The following is a 14,335-nucleotide window of genomic DNA, read 5'->3' on the forward strand; positions in this document are numbered from 1 at the left end:
GCGGGTTTGATGTTGTGCAAAAAAAATCAGCTCGAGAGTTATCACGAGCTGATTTTTATAAAGTTTACATGCGAGCTAACAGGATCTGTGCCTGCTCTACCATTTTTTTACGACCAAAGATGAGATGACGACGTTTACCACCGACCTGTCGCCATAGCACAGCACTGCGAATGCCTGAAAGCAGTAAAGCACGAACCTTGTGTTGGCTTGAGGTTTGTTGCAACACTGAAGGGGTGCCAGTGACTTGAATTCTTGGGCCTACTGGGCTTATCACATCAAGATAAACGCTGGCTAAGTTGCTGATCATTTGCTCATCAAGCAACTCAAAGTGCTCCAGTTGGCGTTCAAGCATTTGCAGACGATCACCAAGCTGCGACATCGCGTCATTACGGCTTTGCAGCTTACGCTCCAATGCCAGTAAGCTAATGATATAGCGAGTAATCTCACTGCCACTTGGGGTGCTGTCGATCCCTTTCACTAAGCATTCTAAGCCGAGTTTTAAATCTGATTCTCGGCCATAAACACCAACGGTATTAGGAGGGTTGGTGTTTAAGATTGCTTTTAATGAAGTTTCAAACGCGTCAGAGTCACAGTGACCGTTTTTGGCGACTTGTTGCACTAAGGCAACCGCTTGGCAGATTCCAGCAAAGGCGATAGTACGGTCATAAAGTGTGTTAGCCACGTAGTTCTACTCCTGATGGTTACTTAAATGCGCGCTTCAATGATACCGCCACCTAGACAGACTTCGCCTTGATAGAAGACAGCGGATTGTCCTGGTGTTACGGCAACTTGCGGCTGGTCAAAGATAACTTTAATGTTTTCATCGTCAATTGGGATGATAGTACATGGGATATCTGTCTGACGGTAGCGCGTTTTTACACTGCATTGTAACGGTTGTTTAATTACTTCGCGATCTACCCAATGCAACTGAGATGCGAGCAGCCCCTGTGACTTCAGTAACGGGTGGTCAGCGCCTTGAACGGCAATTAACACGTTGCGTTTTAAGTCTTTCTCTGCAACGTACCAAGGGTCTTCGTGACCGCCACCGCCTTTTTGTCCGCCAATATGCAGACCTTTACGCTGGCCTAAAGTGTGGTACATCAAGCCTTGGTGTTCACCGATAACTTTGCCGTCAGGGGTTTCGATCTTACCTGGTTGAGCGGGTAGGTAGCGCGAAAGGAAGTCGGTAAACTTACGTTCACCAATAAAGCAGATACCAGTCGAGTCTTTCTTCTTGGCCGTGATCAAATCTTGTTCTTCAGCAATGCGGCGCACTTCAGGCTTCTCAAGCTCTCCGACTGGGAACAAGCTACGGCCAATTTGTTCGCTGCTAAGCGTGTATAAGAAATAGCTTTGGTCTTTGTTGCCATCAACGCCGCGTAGCATTTGCGGTTTTTCACCATTTTGTGGAAATGAACGGCGTACATAGTGACCCATCGCAATGTAATCAGCATCGAGAACTTCGTCTGCGAACTCCAAGAAAGCTTTAAATTTGATCTCTTTATTGCACAAAATATCAGGGTTCGGTGTACGACCTGCTTTGTATTCTGCAAGGAAGTACTCAAATACATTGTCCCAGTATTCTGCGGCAAAGTTAATGGTATGAAGGTGAATGCCTAGCTTGTCACAAACCGCTTGAGCATCGGCAAGATCTTCTGCTGCTGTACAGTATTCTTCGTTGTCATCTTCTTCCCAGTTCTTCATAAACAACCCTTCGACTTGATAGCCTTGTTGCTTAAGAAGATAAGCCGAAACGGATGAATCAACACCACCGGACATACCCACGATGACTTTCTTTTGACTGTTATCAGTACAGTTGTCAGACATTACTAAACACCACTTAAATTAACCGGACGCAAATTCTATCAGAAAGCATAACGAGGGGACAGATCCGAGATCATCCTCACATTTCGCTAACGGCCATTGTTTGACCAAGTAACACGACAAAATCACGCTTTATTGTCTATAGAGTTTGTATATATGGCATAGTAAGCAAAATTCAAGATAGGCAAGGTAAATACAATGAGTGATGAGAACTCGATAATCGAAGAAGCTCAGTTGATCGAAGTGATTGAGAATCAACTTGAAGATGGCAATCCGGTTAAAGTTAAAGAGACCTTGATGCGCCTGATGATGACGGGTAATTCAAAAGAAGATGCAGTGGCTATGATGGCTTGTGCCGTGGCGATTGAAATATTTGATGTGTCAAAAAATGACGGCCAGTTCAACTTAAAACGCTACAGTGACAACTTAGACCGTTTACCTGACTTAAGCTTTATGGAAGGTGAGTAAGGGCCTTTATTTGCCGATTATTATGAGTTTACAGCTAGTAGACTCATTTTTGCATATTGGAGCAACCACGGTGAAGCCTTGAACCGTGGATAATGAATTAACGCAGCAAACGTTTGCTATAATTCCTGATATTGCCGCACTGAAAACGGCGATGTAGAATCCGGCATCCTTTCATCCCTTATTCAGAATCAGCAATATGAAATTTCCTGGTCAACGCAAATCCAAACACTATTTTCCGGTTCATGCTCGTGATCCACTGGTTACTCAAGCGCAAGATAGCAAGAAGATGTCACGAACGCACATTATTGGTATTGACCAAACTTTGGTTGATATTGAAGCCAAGGTGAGTAGTGAGTTAATCGAGAAATACAATCTGAGTAAGGGACACTCATTAGTTATCGATGATGAAACCGCAGAAGCGCTTTATACCGAGTTAAAAGAGTACGCTTTAATTACTAATGAATATGCGGGCGGCACTATAGGCAACACACTCCATAACTATTCGGTTCTTGCTGATGACCGTTCGACCTTATTGGGCGTAATGAGCCAAGACATCAAGATTGGCAGTTATGGCTACCGTTATTTATGTAACACGTCTAGCCGTATGGATCTGAACTATTTGCAGGGCGTTAACGGTGCGATTGGACGCTGCTTTGCACTGATTACTGAAGATGGTGAACGTACTTTTGCGATTAGCGAAGGTCAAATGAACCAACTCCACCCAGACAGTATTCCTGAGAAAATTTTCAAAAATGCTTCAGCGCTCGTCTTAACCGCTTACTTGGTCCGTTGCAAAGCAGGCGATCCAATGCCCGAGGCGACAATGAAAGCGATTGAGTACGCCAAGCAGTATCATGTCCCAGTAGTGTTAACCCTAGGCACAAAATTTGTTATTCAAGACGATCCTGAATTTTGGCAGGCATTTTTACGCGATCACGTCAGTGTTGTTGCCATGAATGAGGATGAAGCGGAGGCGCTAACTGGAGAATCTGATCCATTAGTTGCCTCTGATAAAGCACTAGAGTGGGTAGATTTAGTATTATGTACTGCTGGGCCACTGGGGTTATTTATGGCGGGCTATACGGAAGAGGCGGCAAAACGTGAAACCTCATTACCGCTTTTGCCAGGTAGTATCGCAGAATTTAACCGTTACGAATTTAGTCGTCCCGCATCGAAAGCACTGTGTGATAATGCAATTAAAGTTTACTCACATATTTCACCTTATATGGGTGGCCCTGAGAAAATTAAAAACACTAATGGTGCTGGCGATGCGGCACTCTCTGCCTTATTGCATGATATGGCCGCTAATAAATACCATAGAGAAAATGTACCTAATTCGAGTAAACATACTCACTCATACCTGACTTATTCATCTTTTTCTCAAGTATGTAAGTATTCAAATCGCGCAAGCTATGAGGTTTTGGTACAGCATTCCCCGCGTCTTTCAAAAGGGCTGCCAGAGCGTGAAGATAGCTTGGAAGAGGCATACTGGGAGCGTTAAATCGAAGCCCCTTGAACGATACTTAATTTTATCGTTTAGAGAATAATGGTGATTGAAATTTCATTTAGACCTCATACTTATGAGGTCTTTTTTATACCAGCCACAAAAAAAGCGCCATTCAGGCGCTTTTTAAATAATACAAAATGGTTAGATTAGGAACTCGTCGAGTGACTTACCTGCGTCTAATTGCTCTTGGATTGATGATGGTGTACGGCCTTGACCTGTCCAAGTTTTTTCTGCGCCTGAAGCATCAACATATTTATATTTAGCTGGGCGAGGAGCGCGTTTTGTTTTTGCCTTGCTTTTGGTTTTTGACTCTCCAGCAAGAGCAGAAATTAACGCTTCTACATCAATTCCATCTTTAGAAATTTGCTCTGCAATCGCAGCCAGTTTCGCTTCTTGCTCAGCGGCAGCGGCGCGCTCAGCTTCTTCAGCTTCTTTACGCTCAGCAACCACAGTAGTTAATTTGTCGAGTGCTTCTTCAAGCTGCTCTAGAGTCAGATCACGAGCAAATGCACGTAGACTACGAATATTTAATAGTGTTTTTGTTAGTTCCGACATTTATTCATCTCTTCATATATAAGTTGTCGATGCAAGAATCATAAACCTCTATTTTTAATAATACAATCCAATAGAGATAAATTTACATAAAATAATCATATTTGATGGAAAAGATAAACATAAAATGACTATTTCAATTCAATGTTAGTGGTTAAGCTAGAAAATAGGTAACTGCGTTCCATCCATTTCATAAAGATGTGAAACCTATTATAAAAATCATTATATGAGCGGCTTAGCATATATTGTTCACTTTAACTTATAGGTTTGTTATTGCCAAGGAGGGTGTGGCATTAGAAATAGTGAATTTAGTCACTCATATAAAGGTAGCGGCTGTTATTGAACTGGATGAGTATTCAAAAGATATTCAGTAATGGATTAAGCGATTGAACCATAAAAATTAACAATAAAACTTGGAATAATCTGTTGAATCGAGTGCTGAGTTAAGTACAATGAACGCAACCTAATGCGGTGTGATGGTTAAATTATTGTTAAATTGATTTTTCGGTAGTTTAAAGTTTCATCACTCGCGGTAGAGGCGCGGGATAAATAAGTAATGTTTGTTGGGGTGATGCCAATGAACAAGCAGGAAAGGTTATTTCGCCGAAGTGAGTTGCCCTATCAAAGGTGCTTGCTGGGGTTACACTCGAAAGGGGTAACACTGCCATAGTCTATAATTTGTTAAACTATGGAGCGCTACTGTAGGGCTGGGTAAAGCATTCGCTTACCTATCGCTTATTTCAACTCAATTGTTTGGAAATGAATTCCTGCAATTAGTCTGCAGTAGATCTCTAACCATTTATTACTGGTTTTTGAAGATCATGAATTTAATTGATTTTGCATTATCTCCTTTATCTCTTTTGCCACCACTTGTGGCTTTGAGTTTAGCTATCATTACTCGCCGTGTGCTGGTTTCGCTTGGTGTTGGTATCGCACTTGGCGCGGTTTTGCTTAACGACTACTCGCTAACCAATGCTGCTGGCTACGTTGGCACGACCGTTTCGAGTGTTTTTATTGAAGACGGTGGTATTAACACTTGGAACATGAGTATTGTCGGTTTCCTTATTCTGCTTGGAATGATGACCGCTTTACTGACATTGTCAGGCGGTACTCGTGCATTTGCCGAATGGGCACAAACTCGCGTTAAAAGTAAGCGGGGCTCAAAGCTTTTGGCTGCGTTTCTTGGCGTGTTTATCTTTGTCGATGATTACTTTAACAGTTTAGCGGTGGGGGCGATTTCTCGTCCGGTCACTGACCGTTTTTATGTATCACGAGCTAAACTCGCGTATATTCTTGATTCTACTGCAGCGCCTATGTGTGTGATCATGCCAGCATCAAGCTGGGGTGCGTACATCATGACGATCATCGGTGGCATCTTAGTTTCTCACGGTATAACTGAGTACTCTGCGCTTGGCGCGTATGTTCGATTGATCCCGATGAACTTCTATGCAATTTTTGCTCTATTGATGGTCTTTGCTGTTGCATGGTTTGGCCTAGATATTGGTAAAATGCGCGACCATGAGATCGCCGCTTCGCGCGGTCATGGCTTTGCCAAAGAGCAAGCTGATGATGCCCAAGAAGCTCATGAACTTAATGAAGAGCTTGATATTGTTGAGAGCGAAGGCGGTAAAGTTTCAGATCTAGTGTTACCGATTGTTTTTCTTATTGTAGCCACTATCGCCTCGATGCTTTACACCGGTGGTCAAGCATTGGCCGCAGATGGCCATCAATTTAATCTACTCGGCGCGTTTGAAAATACCGATGTTGGCATGTCACTGATCTACGGTGGTTTAGTTGGCTTGGCGGTTGCGCTATTTACGGTGATCAAACAAGGGATTGCCACAGGTGAGATCACACGCACCTTGTGGATTGGTGCAAAATCTATGTTCGGTGCGATTTTAATTCTTGTCTTCGCATGGACAATCGGTTCGGTTATTGGTGACATGAACACGGGTAAATACCTATCATCACTAGTTCAGGGTAATATTAATCCACACTGGTTACCGGTGATCTTGTTCTTATTGTCCGGTTTGATGGCGTTCTCGACCGGTACTTCATGGGGAACATTTGGGATTATGCTTCCTATCGCTGGTGACATGGCGGGCGCTACCGACTTGGCTCTGATGCTGCCAATGTTGAGCGCGGTGCTGGCTGGTTCGGTATTTGGTGATCACTGTTCACCCATTTCAGATACCACCATTTTGTCGTCAACGGGGGCGCGCTGTAATCACATTGATCACGTCGCTACTCAGCTACCTTATGCCTTGTCCGTCGCGGTTGTATCGTGTATCGGCTTCATTACCTTAGGTATGACGGCTTCGGTCGCGATCTCTTTTGCGGCTGCAACGGTGAGCTTTATTGCGGTTTGTGTACTGCTTTCGGTTCTCTCTAGATCAAAAATGGCGGTGTGTAGCGACGCCTAACTTATTGTCATTCAGTCGTATGAAAAGGGAGCGTTAGCTCCCTTTTTATTTGTTATATACAAATTGAAAAAAGTTTAAATAAATAGTTGAAAAAAATGTCCGCCTTAGTTAGTGTGGATATCAACCAAGCGAAACTGAAGAGCTTATTAACTATGCGCCTAATCGGAATGAACATTCATCACCATCATCACCCAATCTAGTCTTTCGGGAGATGCGCGCATACCCGGGAGATAGGAAACTCCCGGAGGCTAAAATCGCAAATTACAAGATTTAGAACCCTCGGGAGATACACTCTTCCGAGGGTTTTTTAGTTTTACAGTTTAGAAATTACATATTTGAAAAATTTGCACAGGGATAAAGTCATGCAGACACAACGCTTAAGAATCGCCATCCAAAAGAAAGGTCGCCTAAGTAAAGAGAGCCAAGCTCTGCTTAAACAGTGTGGTGTGAAGTTTAATGTAATGGGTGAGCGTTTGGTCGTCCACGCTGAAAACATGCCCATCGATCTGCTATTAGTGCGAGATGACGACATTCCGGGTCTGATTATGGATGGTGTGGTTGATTTGGGGTTCATTGGTGAGAACGAGCTAGAAGAAGTTCGTCTTGATCGTAAAGCTCTTGGAGAGCCAAGCGAATATGTTTCACTGCGCCGTTTAGATTTTGGTGGTTGCCGACTCTCTATCGCACTGGATAAAGATGAAGAGTATCAGGGCCCTCAAGATTTGGCTGGTAAGCGAATTGCCACTACCTACCCACAATTACTAAAAGCCTATATGGATAAACAAGGCGTGCCATTTTCGACTTGTATGTTGACGGGCTCTGTCGAAGTAGCGCCGCGAGCAGGTCTAGCGGATGCGATTGCTGACTTAGTCTCTACCGGTGCAACTTTGGAAGCAAACGGTCTCAAAGAAGCCGAAGTGATCTTTGAATCAAAAGCCACGCTAATCCAGCGACTGGGTGAGTTTGATGCAGACAAGACCGCGTTGATTGAAAAACTGCTTACTCGCATGCAAGGCGTTCAGCAAGCAAAAGAATCTAAATACATCATGTTACACGCGCCAGTTAGCAAGCTTGAACAAATTAAAGCACTCCTGCCGGGTGCGGAAGACCCAACCGTTTTGCCTTTGTCGAGCGATCAAGAAAAAGTCGCCATTCATCTTGTCAGTACCGAAAATTTATTTTGGGAAACCATGGAACAGTTAAAAGAGCTAGGGGCGAGTTCGATTCTAGTCCTACCAATTGAAAAAATGATGGGGTAAGCGCGATGAGAACGGTAGTTTGGCAATCATTAAGTGAATCGCAGCAAGCGTCGATCCTTGAGCGTCCAGCAATCACGCAAGGCGCAAACATTACGGCGGCAGTGGCCGACTTGATTGGTCAAGTTCGTCAAGATGGCGACTCGGCGTTGCTTGCGCTAACTGAAAAATTTGATGGCGTAAGGCCGCAATCGATTCGAGTTTCAAGTACCGAGATAGACGAAGCGTGTTTGCGTTTATCCACCAAAATGAAGCAAGCGCTTGAACAAGCGTATGACAATATTGCTAAGTTCCACAAGGCGCAAAAACCACAGCCGATCAAGGTCGAGACTCAGCCGGGCGTGATGTGCGAACAGGTAACTCGTGCGATTCAGAAAGTCGGCCTCTATATCCCAGGGGGAAGTGCTCCACTGCCATCAACCGTATTGATGCTTGGGGTTCCGGCGAAAATTGCTGGATGTCGCAAAGTGGTGTTGTGTTCACCTCCACCGATCGCCGATGAAATTCTTTATGTCGCAAAACTGTGTGGTATTGATGAAGTGTATAACGTCGGCGGTGCTCAAGCCGTTGCGTCTATGGCCTACGGAACCGAAACCGTCGCGAAAGTCGATAAAATTTATGGCCCTGGTAATGCGTACGTAACAGAAGCAAAACGTCAGGTCAGTAATGATTTCCGCGGCGCCGCGATTGATATGCCGGCGGGGCCTTCTGAAGTTCTAGTGCTTGCCGATGAAACCGCCGATGCGGACTTTATTGCCGCCGATTTACTCAGCCAAGCCGAACACGGGCCAGACTCGCAAGTGGTGTTAGTCACGCCATCACCAATTATTGCTGACCAAGTGACCGATGCGGTTCAGCGTCAACTGAAACTGCTTTCGCGCGCAGATATTGCCCAGCAAGCCTTGGCATCGAGCCTGGTTATTATCGCGGAGTCTATCACTCAGTCGGTAGCGATCTCTAATTACTATGGCCCTGAGCACCTGATTGTCCAGACCAAAAATCCGCGTGAACTATTGCCGCTGCTCGATAATGCCGGGTCTATTTTCCTAGGCGATTGGTCACCAGAATCTGCGGGTGACTACGCATCAGGTACTAACCACGTACTGCCTACCTATGGTTATACGCGTACTTACTCAAGCTTAGGGTTAGCGGATTTCTCTAAACGGATGACGGTGCAAGAGCTGACGCAACAAGGGCTGAAAAACCTTGCCCCTACGGTAGTGACGATGGCAGAAGCGGAAGGGCTCGATGCGCACAAACGAGCCGTGACGATCCGTATTGAGAAACTTGCTGCCAAAGAGAATGCGTAAGGATTGAATGAGATGGAAAAGCTAGCACGTAAACAAGTACAACAGTTAACACCTTACCTTTCTGCGCGCCGAATTGGTGGCAGTGGTGATGTGTGGCTCAATGCCAATGAATCACCTTTTGCGAATGAATATAAAACCGATTTTGCGCGTTTAAATCGTTACAGCGAGTGCCAACCTAAAGCACTGATCGAAGCCTATGCCGCTTATGCAGGTGTGTTGCCTGAGCAGACTTTAACTTCTCGAGGCGCTGATGAAGGGATCGAACTGCTGATCCGAGCGTTTTGTGAGCCAGGCCAAGATGCGATTCTCTACTGCCCTCCCACCTATGGCATGTATGCCATCAGCGCTGAAACGATCGGTGTTGAGCGTAAAACCATACCATTAACAGCAGATTGGCAACTGGATCTGGCCAGCATCGAAGCAAATCTCGATAATGTAAAACTGGTTTTTGTCTGTTCTCCGAATAACCCAACGGGGAACTTGGTAAAGCGCGAAGACATCGTCTCTTTGCTTGAAATGACCAAAGATCGCGCCATTGTCGTTATGGACGAAGCCTATATCGACTTTTGCCCTGAGGCATCAACCGTCGATTTACTAGCACAGTACCCAAATCTTGCCATTTTACGCACGTTGTCGAAAGCGTTCGCGCTTGCAGGGTTGCGATGTGGATTTACTTTAGCAAATCAACAACTGATAAACGTCTTGTTGAAGGTTATTGCGCCATATCCTGTGCCTATTCCTGTGGCGGAGATTGCCATTCAAGCTCTGTCTGAGGCCGGTTTAGCCCGCACGAAATTTCAAGTATTGGATCTCAATGCCAATCGCGCTTACTTACAAGTTGGGCTAATGATGATCCCTGGCTTGCAAGTTTTTGAAGGGTGGGGTAACTACTTATTGGTTAAATTTCCTGATGGCGATGCTTTGTTTAAAGCGGCGTGGGAGCGAGGGATTATTCTGCGTAATTCGCCTATTGAAGATTGCGTTCGGATCAGCGTTGGCAGCCGAGACGAGTGTGAGAAAACACTCGGCTTTATTAGAAACTATTACAGCTAAAAAGAATCTTTGGCACTGACGATGTTTCTCAGTGCTAACCAATTTGAAATAAGGAAGTTCGAGTGAGCAAACAACAAAAAATCTTATTTATTGATCGTGATGGCACTTTGATTGTCGAGCCACCAGTCGATTTTCAAGTCGATCGCTTAGATAAACTCAAATTAGAGCCATTGGTCATTCCAAGCCTTTTAGCTCTGCAAGATGCAGATTATCGCCTGGTTATGGTTACCAACCAAGATGGCCTAGGAACAGACAGCTACCCACAACAAGACTTCGATGCACCGCATAATATGATGATGGAGATCTTCGAGTCGCAGGGAGTTAAATTTGATGACGTTCTTATCTGTCCGCACTTTGAACAAGATAACTGTGCCTGTCGTAAACCCAAGCTAGGCATGGTCAAAGAGTACCTGCAAGGCGGTAAAGTTGATTTTCAACATTCAGTGGTTATCGGTGACCGTGTAACGGATTTGCAGTTGGCCGAAAATATGGCGATTCGTGGTATACAGTATCACCCTGATACGATGAATTGGCCACAAATCCTCAAGGATTTGACCGTAACAGCGCGTGTTGCTGAAGTGGTGCGTACCACTAAAGAGACCGACATACGCGTCAAGGTTAATTTAGATGAGCAAGGCGGCAATAAGATTTCTACAGGCCTAGGCTTCTTTGATCATATGTTAGACCAAATTGCGACTCACGGCGGCTTTCAAATGGTTTGTCAGGTCGAAGGCGATTTGCATATCGATGATCACCACACTATCGAAGATACTGCTTTGGCGCTTGGTCAGGCTTTAAAAGAAGCGCTGGGTGACAAACGCGGCATTGGTCGTTTTGGTTTCAGTTTGCCTATGGATGAGTGTTTGGCTCAATGTGCGCTTGATTTATCAGGCCGTCCTTATCTGAAATTTGATGCTAAGTTCAGTCGTGAGCAAGTCGGCGACTTGTCAACAGAGATGGTAGTGCACTTTTTCCGCTCTCTGACCGATACATTGGCTTGTACTTTGCACTTATCGTCTGCTGGTGACAACGACCACCACATTATTGAAAGTTTGTTTAAAGCGTTTGGTCGGACATTGCGTCAGGCAATCAAAGTGGAAGGCACTGAGTTGCCAAGCAGTAAAGGCGTGCTGTAGCGGGGCGAAACTATGACAGAGCAAAAAATTGTAATTATTGATACTGGTTGTGCCAACGTTTCTTCGGTCAAATTTGCTATCCAACGTTTAGGCTATCAAGTCACCATTTCAAAACAGCCGCAAGTGGTACTCGGCGCTGACAAACTGTTCCTGCCCGGCGTTGGTACTGCTAGCGAGGCGATGAAAAATCTTGCAGAACGTGACCTCATTGAGCTCGTTAAACAAGTCGAAAAACCGTTACTTGGTATTTGCTTAGGTATGCAGTTGCTTGGCAAAGTGTCTCAAGAAAAAGGTCAGAAAGCGGATGAGCAAGTTGATTGCTTAGGTTTGTGTGATGGTGAAGTAAAGCGATTGCAAACTGGAGATTTACCGCTGCCACATATGGGGTGGAATACGGTCTCGGCTAAAGAAGGCAATCCACTGTTTAAAGATATTGAACAGGGTGAGTATTTCTACTTTGTCCACAGTTTTGCCATGCCTGTTGGTAGTTATACCATTGCTCAGTGTGAGTATGGCCAACCGTTCACGGCAGCCTTGCAAAGTGGCAACTACTACGGTGTGCAATTTCACCCCGAGCGTTCTTCAAAAGCGGGCGCGAAGCTGATTCAAAACTTCTTAGAATTATAAAAGGGATTTAATGTGATTATTCCAGCTCTCGATTTAATTGAAGGACAGGTGGTCCGCCTTTATCAAGGTGATTATGGCCAAGTAACAGAATATAAAGTTGACCCAGCAGAACAATTTAATTTGTATCACCAAGCGGGAGCAAATTGGCTGCATTTGGTTGATTTAACCGGCGCGAAAGACACAACAGCGCGCCAACTTGATTTGATTGCAAAGCTACTTGCAAGCACGCCTGCTAACATCCAAATAGGTGGCGGAGTGCGCTGCGAGCAAGACGTTGTTGATCTGTTAGAAGCAGGAGCTCAGCGCGTTGTGGTCGGCTCTACTGCGGTAAAACAGCCCGAGCTTGTGAAAAGTTGGATGAAAAAGTACGGCGCAGACAAGATTGTTTTAGCGCTGGACATTAATATTGACCAAAATGGTACTCGTAACGTTGCTATTTCTGGCTGGCAAGAAGATTCAGGCATTACGATTGAAGCGCTGATCGACAATTTCCTCACGGTGGGTTTAACCCACGTACTTTGTACTGATATTTCTCGTGATGGCACGTTAGAAGGTTCAAACGTAGAACTTTACGTTGACCTATGTAAACAGTACCCACAAGTTGAGTTTCAATCTTCCGGTGGCATTGGTTCGCTAGCTGATATCGAAGCCTTGAAAGGCAGCGGTGTTGCAGGGGTGATCGTTGGTCGCGCGTTACTTGATGGTAAGTTCACTGCACAGGAGGCATTTGCATGTTGGCAAAGCGAATAGTTCCATGTCTTGATGTCCGTGATGGGCAAGTGGTGAAGGGCGTTCAGTTTCGTAACCATGAAATCATCGGTGACATTGTTCCTTTGGCCCAGCGTTATGCTGAGGAAGGCGCAGATGAGTTGGTTTTTTACGACATCACGGCATCCAGTGATGGTCGTGTTGTTGATAAAAGCTGGGTTGCGCGCGTTGCAGAGGTCATTGATATCCCGTTCTGTGTGGCTGGTGGCATTAAATCAGCACAAGACGCCGCGCGCATTCTAGAGTTTGGTGCGGATAAGGTTTCGATTAATTCGCCAGCACTAGCGAATCCACAGTTGATTACCGACCTAGCCGACAAATTTGGCGTTCAATGTATCGTTGTTGGTATCGACTCTTACTATGATAAAGAGACGGGTAAATATCAGGTATATCAGTTTACTGGCGACGAACAACGTACCAAAGCAACCCAATGGGAAACATGTGATTGGGTTGAGGAAGTGCAAAAACGTGGTGCTGGTGAAATCGTGTTAAACATGATGAATCAAGATGGTGTGCGTAACGGTTACGATATTAAGCAACTCAATATGGTTCGAGAGGTGTGCCATGTGCCGCTTATTGCATCTGGTGGTGCAGGAACGATGGAGCACTTTGCTGAGGCTTATCAACAAGCCAATGTCGATGGTGCACTTGCAGCGTCGGTGTTTCATAAACAAGTCATCAATATTGGTGAGCTAAAACAGTATTTAAAACAGCAAGGCATTGAGGTGCGACTATGAGTTTGAAAGCCGCCGAAGTAAGTTCGCTATCCGAGCGAATCGATTGGAGCAAGGTGGATGGTTTAGTTCCTGCCATTGTACAAGATTACCAGTCAAGCCAAGTGCTGATGATGGGCTATATGAATAAAGACGCGTTGTCGAAAACAGGGGAAACGGGTCAAGTGACGTTTTTTTCTCGGACTAAACAACGTCTTTGGACTAAAGGAGAAACCTCGGGTAACGTATTGCAACTGGTGAATATGTCACTTGATTGCGACAACGATACGTTGCTGGTGAAAGTGAATCCCATTGGCCCTACGTGCCATACAGGTACCACAACCTGTTGGGATGGCGATGCACAAGAAGAGTCACAAATGGTGTGGCTTCATCAGCTTGAGCAGCTATTGGCTGCCCGCAAGAGTGCCGACCCAGATTCCTCTTACACCGCCAGTCTTTATGCTCGTGGCACCAAACGTATTTCGCAGAAAGTGGGTGAAGAAGGCGTTGAAGTCGCGCTTGCGGCGACGTCGGGTGATAAAGCGGAGTTAGTCTGTGAATCCGCTGACTTGATTTACCATTTAATGGTGTTATTACAAGACCAAGGCTTGTCGATGAATGATGTGGTGAACAAACTCAAAGAACGCCATAAATAACCCTCATTGATGAGTTTGAATGATGAAAAAGCCCATTGTTGA

General features: G+C 45.1%; 14 protein-coding genes, 1 riboswitch and 1 other annotated feature. Of the genes, 11 read left to right on the forward strand and 3 right to left on the reverse strand.

The features are described from left to right. Positions 1-64: 64 nt before the first annotated feature. A complete protein-coding gene (hflD, locus tag ViNHUV68_RS05260; RefSeq protein ID WP_038174513.1) occupies positions 65-682 on the reverse strand; it encodes a high frequency lysogenization protein HflD in 618 nt (205 codons plus the stop codon). Between the two features lie 23 nt (positions 683-705). Continuing rightward, a complete protein-coding gene (gene mnmA, locus ViNHUV68_RS05265) occupies positions 706-1,827 on the reverse strand; it encodes a tRNA 2-thiouridine(34) synthase MnmA (RefSeq protein WP_391089718.1) in 1,122 nt (373 codons plus the stop codon). 195 nt (positions 1,828-2,022) lie between these two features. Here mnmA and ViNHUV68_RS05270 point away from each other — a divergent pair, with 195 nt between their 5' ends. Further along, complete coding sequence (locus tag ViNHUV68_RS05270) at positions 2,023-2,292, forward strand: hypothetical protein (protein WP_038174511.1); 270 nt, start codon at positions 2,023-2,025, stop codon at positions 2,290-2,292. A gap of 196 nt (positions 2,293-2,488) precedes the next feature. After that, positions 2,489-3,793: an inosine/guanosine kinase gene (locus ViNHUV68_RS05275; RefSeq protein WP_038174510.1), complete on the forward strand. Its 1,305-nt coding sequence runs from the start codon at positions 2,489-2,491 to the stop codon at positions 3,791-3,793. A 147-nt stretch (positions 3,794-3,940) separates the two neighbouring features. On the opposite strand, the gene ViNHUV68_RS05280 is transcribed toward ViNHUV68_RS05275, so the two are convergent. After that, positions 3,941-4,354 (reverse strand): H-NS family nucleoid-associated regulatory protein, encoded by a 414-nt coding sequence (locus ViNHUV68_RS05280; RefSeq protein ID WP_038174509.1) that lies wholly within the window; start codon positions 4,352-4,354, stop codon positions 3,941-3,943. A gap of 522 nt (positions 4,355-4,876) precedes the next feature. Beyond that, positions 4,877-5,058, forward strand: a riboswitch (Lysine riboswitch). A 114-nt stretch (positions 5,059-5,172) separates the two neighbouring features. Between ViNHUV68_RS05280 and ViNHUV68_RS05285 the strand changes: the two genes are divergently transcribed. From ViNHUV68_RS05285 to hisIE, 9 genes are all read left to right on the forward strand, one after another. Continuing rightward, entirely contained in the window at positions 5,173-6,774 is a 1,602-nt protein-coding gene (locus tag ViNHUV68_RS05285; RefSeq protein WP_391089721.1) for a Na+/H+ antiporter NhaC family protein, read from the forward strand. Between the two features lie 175 nt (positions 6,775-6,949). Continuing rightward, positions 6,950-7,086 (forward strand) — a sequence feature (His leader region). A gap of 50 nt (positions 7,087-7,136) precedes the next feature. After that, positions 7,137-8,033, forward strand: coding sequence for an ATP phosphoribosyltransferase (hisG, locus tag ViNHUV68_RS05290; protein ID WP_038174506.1), 897 nt, complete (start codon positions 7,137-7,139; stop codon positions 8,031-8,033). Positions 8,034-8,038: 5 nt separating this feature from the next. Beyond that, positions 8,039-9,340, forward strand: coding sequence for a histidinol dehydrogenase (hisD, locus tag ViNHUV68_RS05295; RefSeq protein WP_391089723.1), 1,302 nt, complete (start codon positions 8,039-8,041; stop codon positions 9,338-9,340). A 12-nt stretch (positions 9,341-9,352) separates the two neighbouring features. Then, positions 9,353-10,393, forward strand: coding sequence for a histidinol-phosphate transaminase (gene hisC / locus ViNHUV68_RS05300; RefSeq protein WP_391089725.1), 1,041 nt, complete (start codon positions 9,353-9,355; stop codon positions 10,391-10,393). Between the two features lie 62 nt (positions 10,394-10,455). Then, complete coding sequence (gene hisB, locus ViNHUV68_RS05305; protein ID WP_391089727.1) at positions 10,456-11,529, forward strand: bifunctional histidinol-phosphatase/imidazoleglycerol-phosphate dehydratase HisB; 1,074 nt, start codon at positions 10,456-10,458, stop codon at positions 11,527-11,529. Between the two features lie 12 nt (positions 11,530-11,541). Then, on the forward strand, positions 11,542-12,156 hold the full coding sequence (gene hisH / locus ViNHUV68_RS05310; protein ID WP_391089729.1) for an imidazole glycerol phosphate synthase subunit HisH: 615 nt from the start codon (positions 11,542-11,544) through the stop codon (positions 12,154-12,156). A 12-nt stretch (positions 12,157-12,168) separates the two neighbouring features. After that, entirely contained in the window at positions 12,169-12,906 is a 738-nt protein-coding gene (gene hisA / locus ViNHUV68_RS05315; RefSeq protein WP_391089731.1) for a 1-(5-phosphoribosyl)-5-[(5-phosphoribosylamino)methylideneamino]imidazole-4-carboxamide isomerase, read from the forward strand. Beyond that, positions 12,888-13,661 carry an imidazole glycerol phosphate synthase subunit HisF gene (gene hisF / locus ViNHUV68_RS05320; protein ID WP_038174498.1) on the forward strand — a complete coding sequence of 258 codons (774 nt, stop codon included), beginning with the start codon at positions 12,888-12,890 and terminating at the stop codon, positions 13,659-13,661. Before hisA ends, hisF begins: the two co-directional genes overlap by 19 nt. Continuing rightward, complete coding sequence (hisIE, locus tag ViNHUV68_RS05325; protein WP_038174497.1) at positions 13,658-14,293, forward strand: bifunctional phosphoribosyl-AMP cyclohydrolase/phosphoribosyl-ATP diphosphatase HisIE; 636 nt, start codon at positions 13,658-13,660, stop codon at positions 14,291-14,293. The genes hisF and hisIE overlap by 4 nt, the downstream gene beginning before the upstream one ends. Positions 14,294-14,335: the final 42 nt, after the last annotated feature.

Origin of the sequence: Vibrio sp. NH-UV-68 (assembly GCF_042940635.1) — a bacterium.
GTDB lineage: Bacteria > Pseudomonadota > Gammaproteobacteria > Enterobacterales > Vibrionaceae > Vibrio > Vibrio pacinii.

Coding starts and splice junctions, on each gene's coding strand:
- mnmA (WP_391089718.1), bottom strand. CDS start 1,827: ATGTCTGACAACTGTACTGATAACAGTCAAAAGAAAGTCATCGTGGGT.
- ViNHUV68_RS05270 (WP_038174511.1), top strand. CDS start 2,023: ATGAGTGATGAGAACTCGATAATCGAAGAAGCTCAGTTGATCGAAGTG.
- ViNHUV68_RS05275 (WP_038174510.1), top strand. CDS start 2,489: ATGAAATTTCCTGGTCAACGCAAATCCAAACACTATTTTCCGGTTCAT.
- ViNHUV68_RS05280 (WP_038174509.1), bottom strand. CDS start 4,354: ATGTCGGAACTAACAAAAACACTATTAAATATTCGTAGTCTACGTGCA.
- ViNHUV68_RS05285 (WP_391089721.1), top strand. CDS start 5,173: ATGAATTTAATTGATTTTGCATTATCTCCTTTATCTCTTTTGCCACCA.
- hisG (WP_038174506.1), top strand. CDS start 7,137: ATGCAGACACAACGCTTAAGAATCGCCATCCAAAAGAAAGGTCGCCTA.
- hisD (WP_391089723.1), top strand. CDS start 8,039: ATGAGAACGGTAGTTTGGCAATCATTAAGTGAATCGCAGCAAGCGTCG.
- hisC (WP_391089725.1), top strand. CDS start 9,353: ATGGAAAAGCTAGCACGTAAACAAGTACAACAGTTAACACCTTACCTT.
- hisH (WP_391089729.1), top strand. CDS start 11,542: ATGACAGAGCAAAAAATTGTAATTATTGATACTGGTTGTGCCAACGTT.
- hisF (WP_038174498.1), top strand. CDS start 12,888: ATGTTGGCAAAGCGAATAGTTCCATGTCTTGATGTCCGTGATGGGCAA.
- hisIE (WP_038174497.1), top strand. CDS start 13,658: ATGAGTTTGAAAGCCGCCGAAGTAAGTTCGCTATCCGAGCGAATCGAT.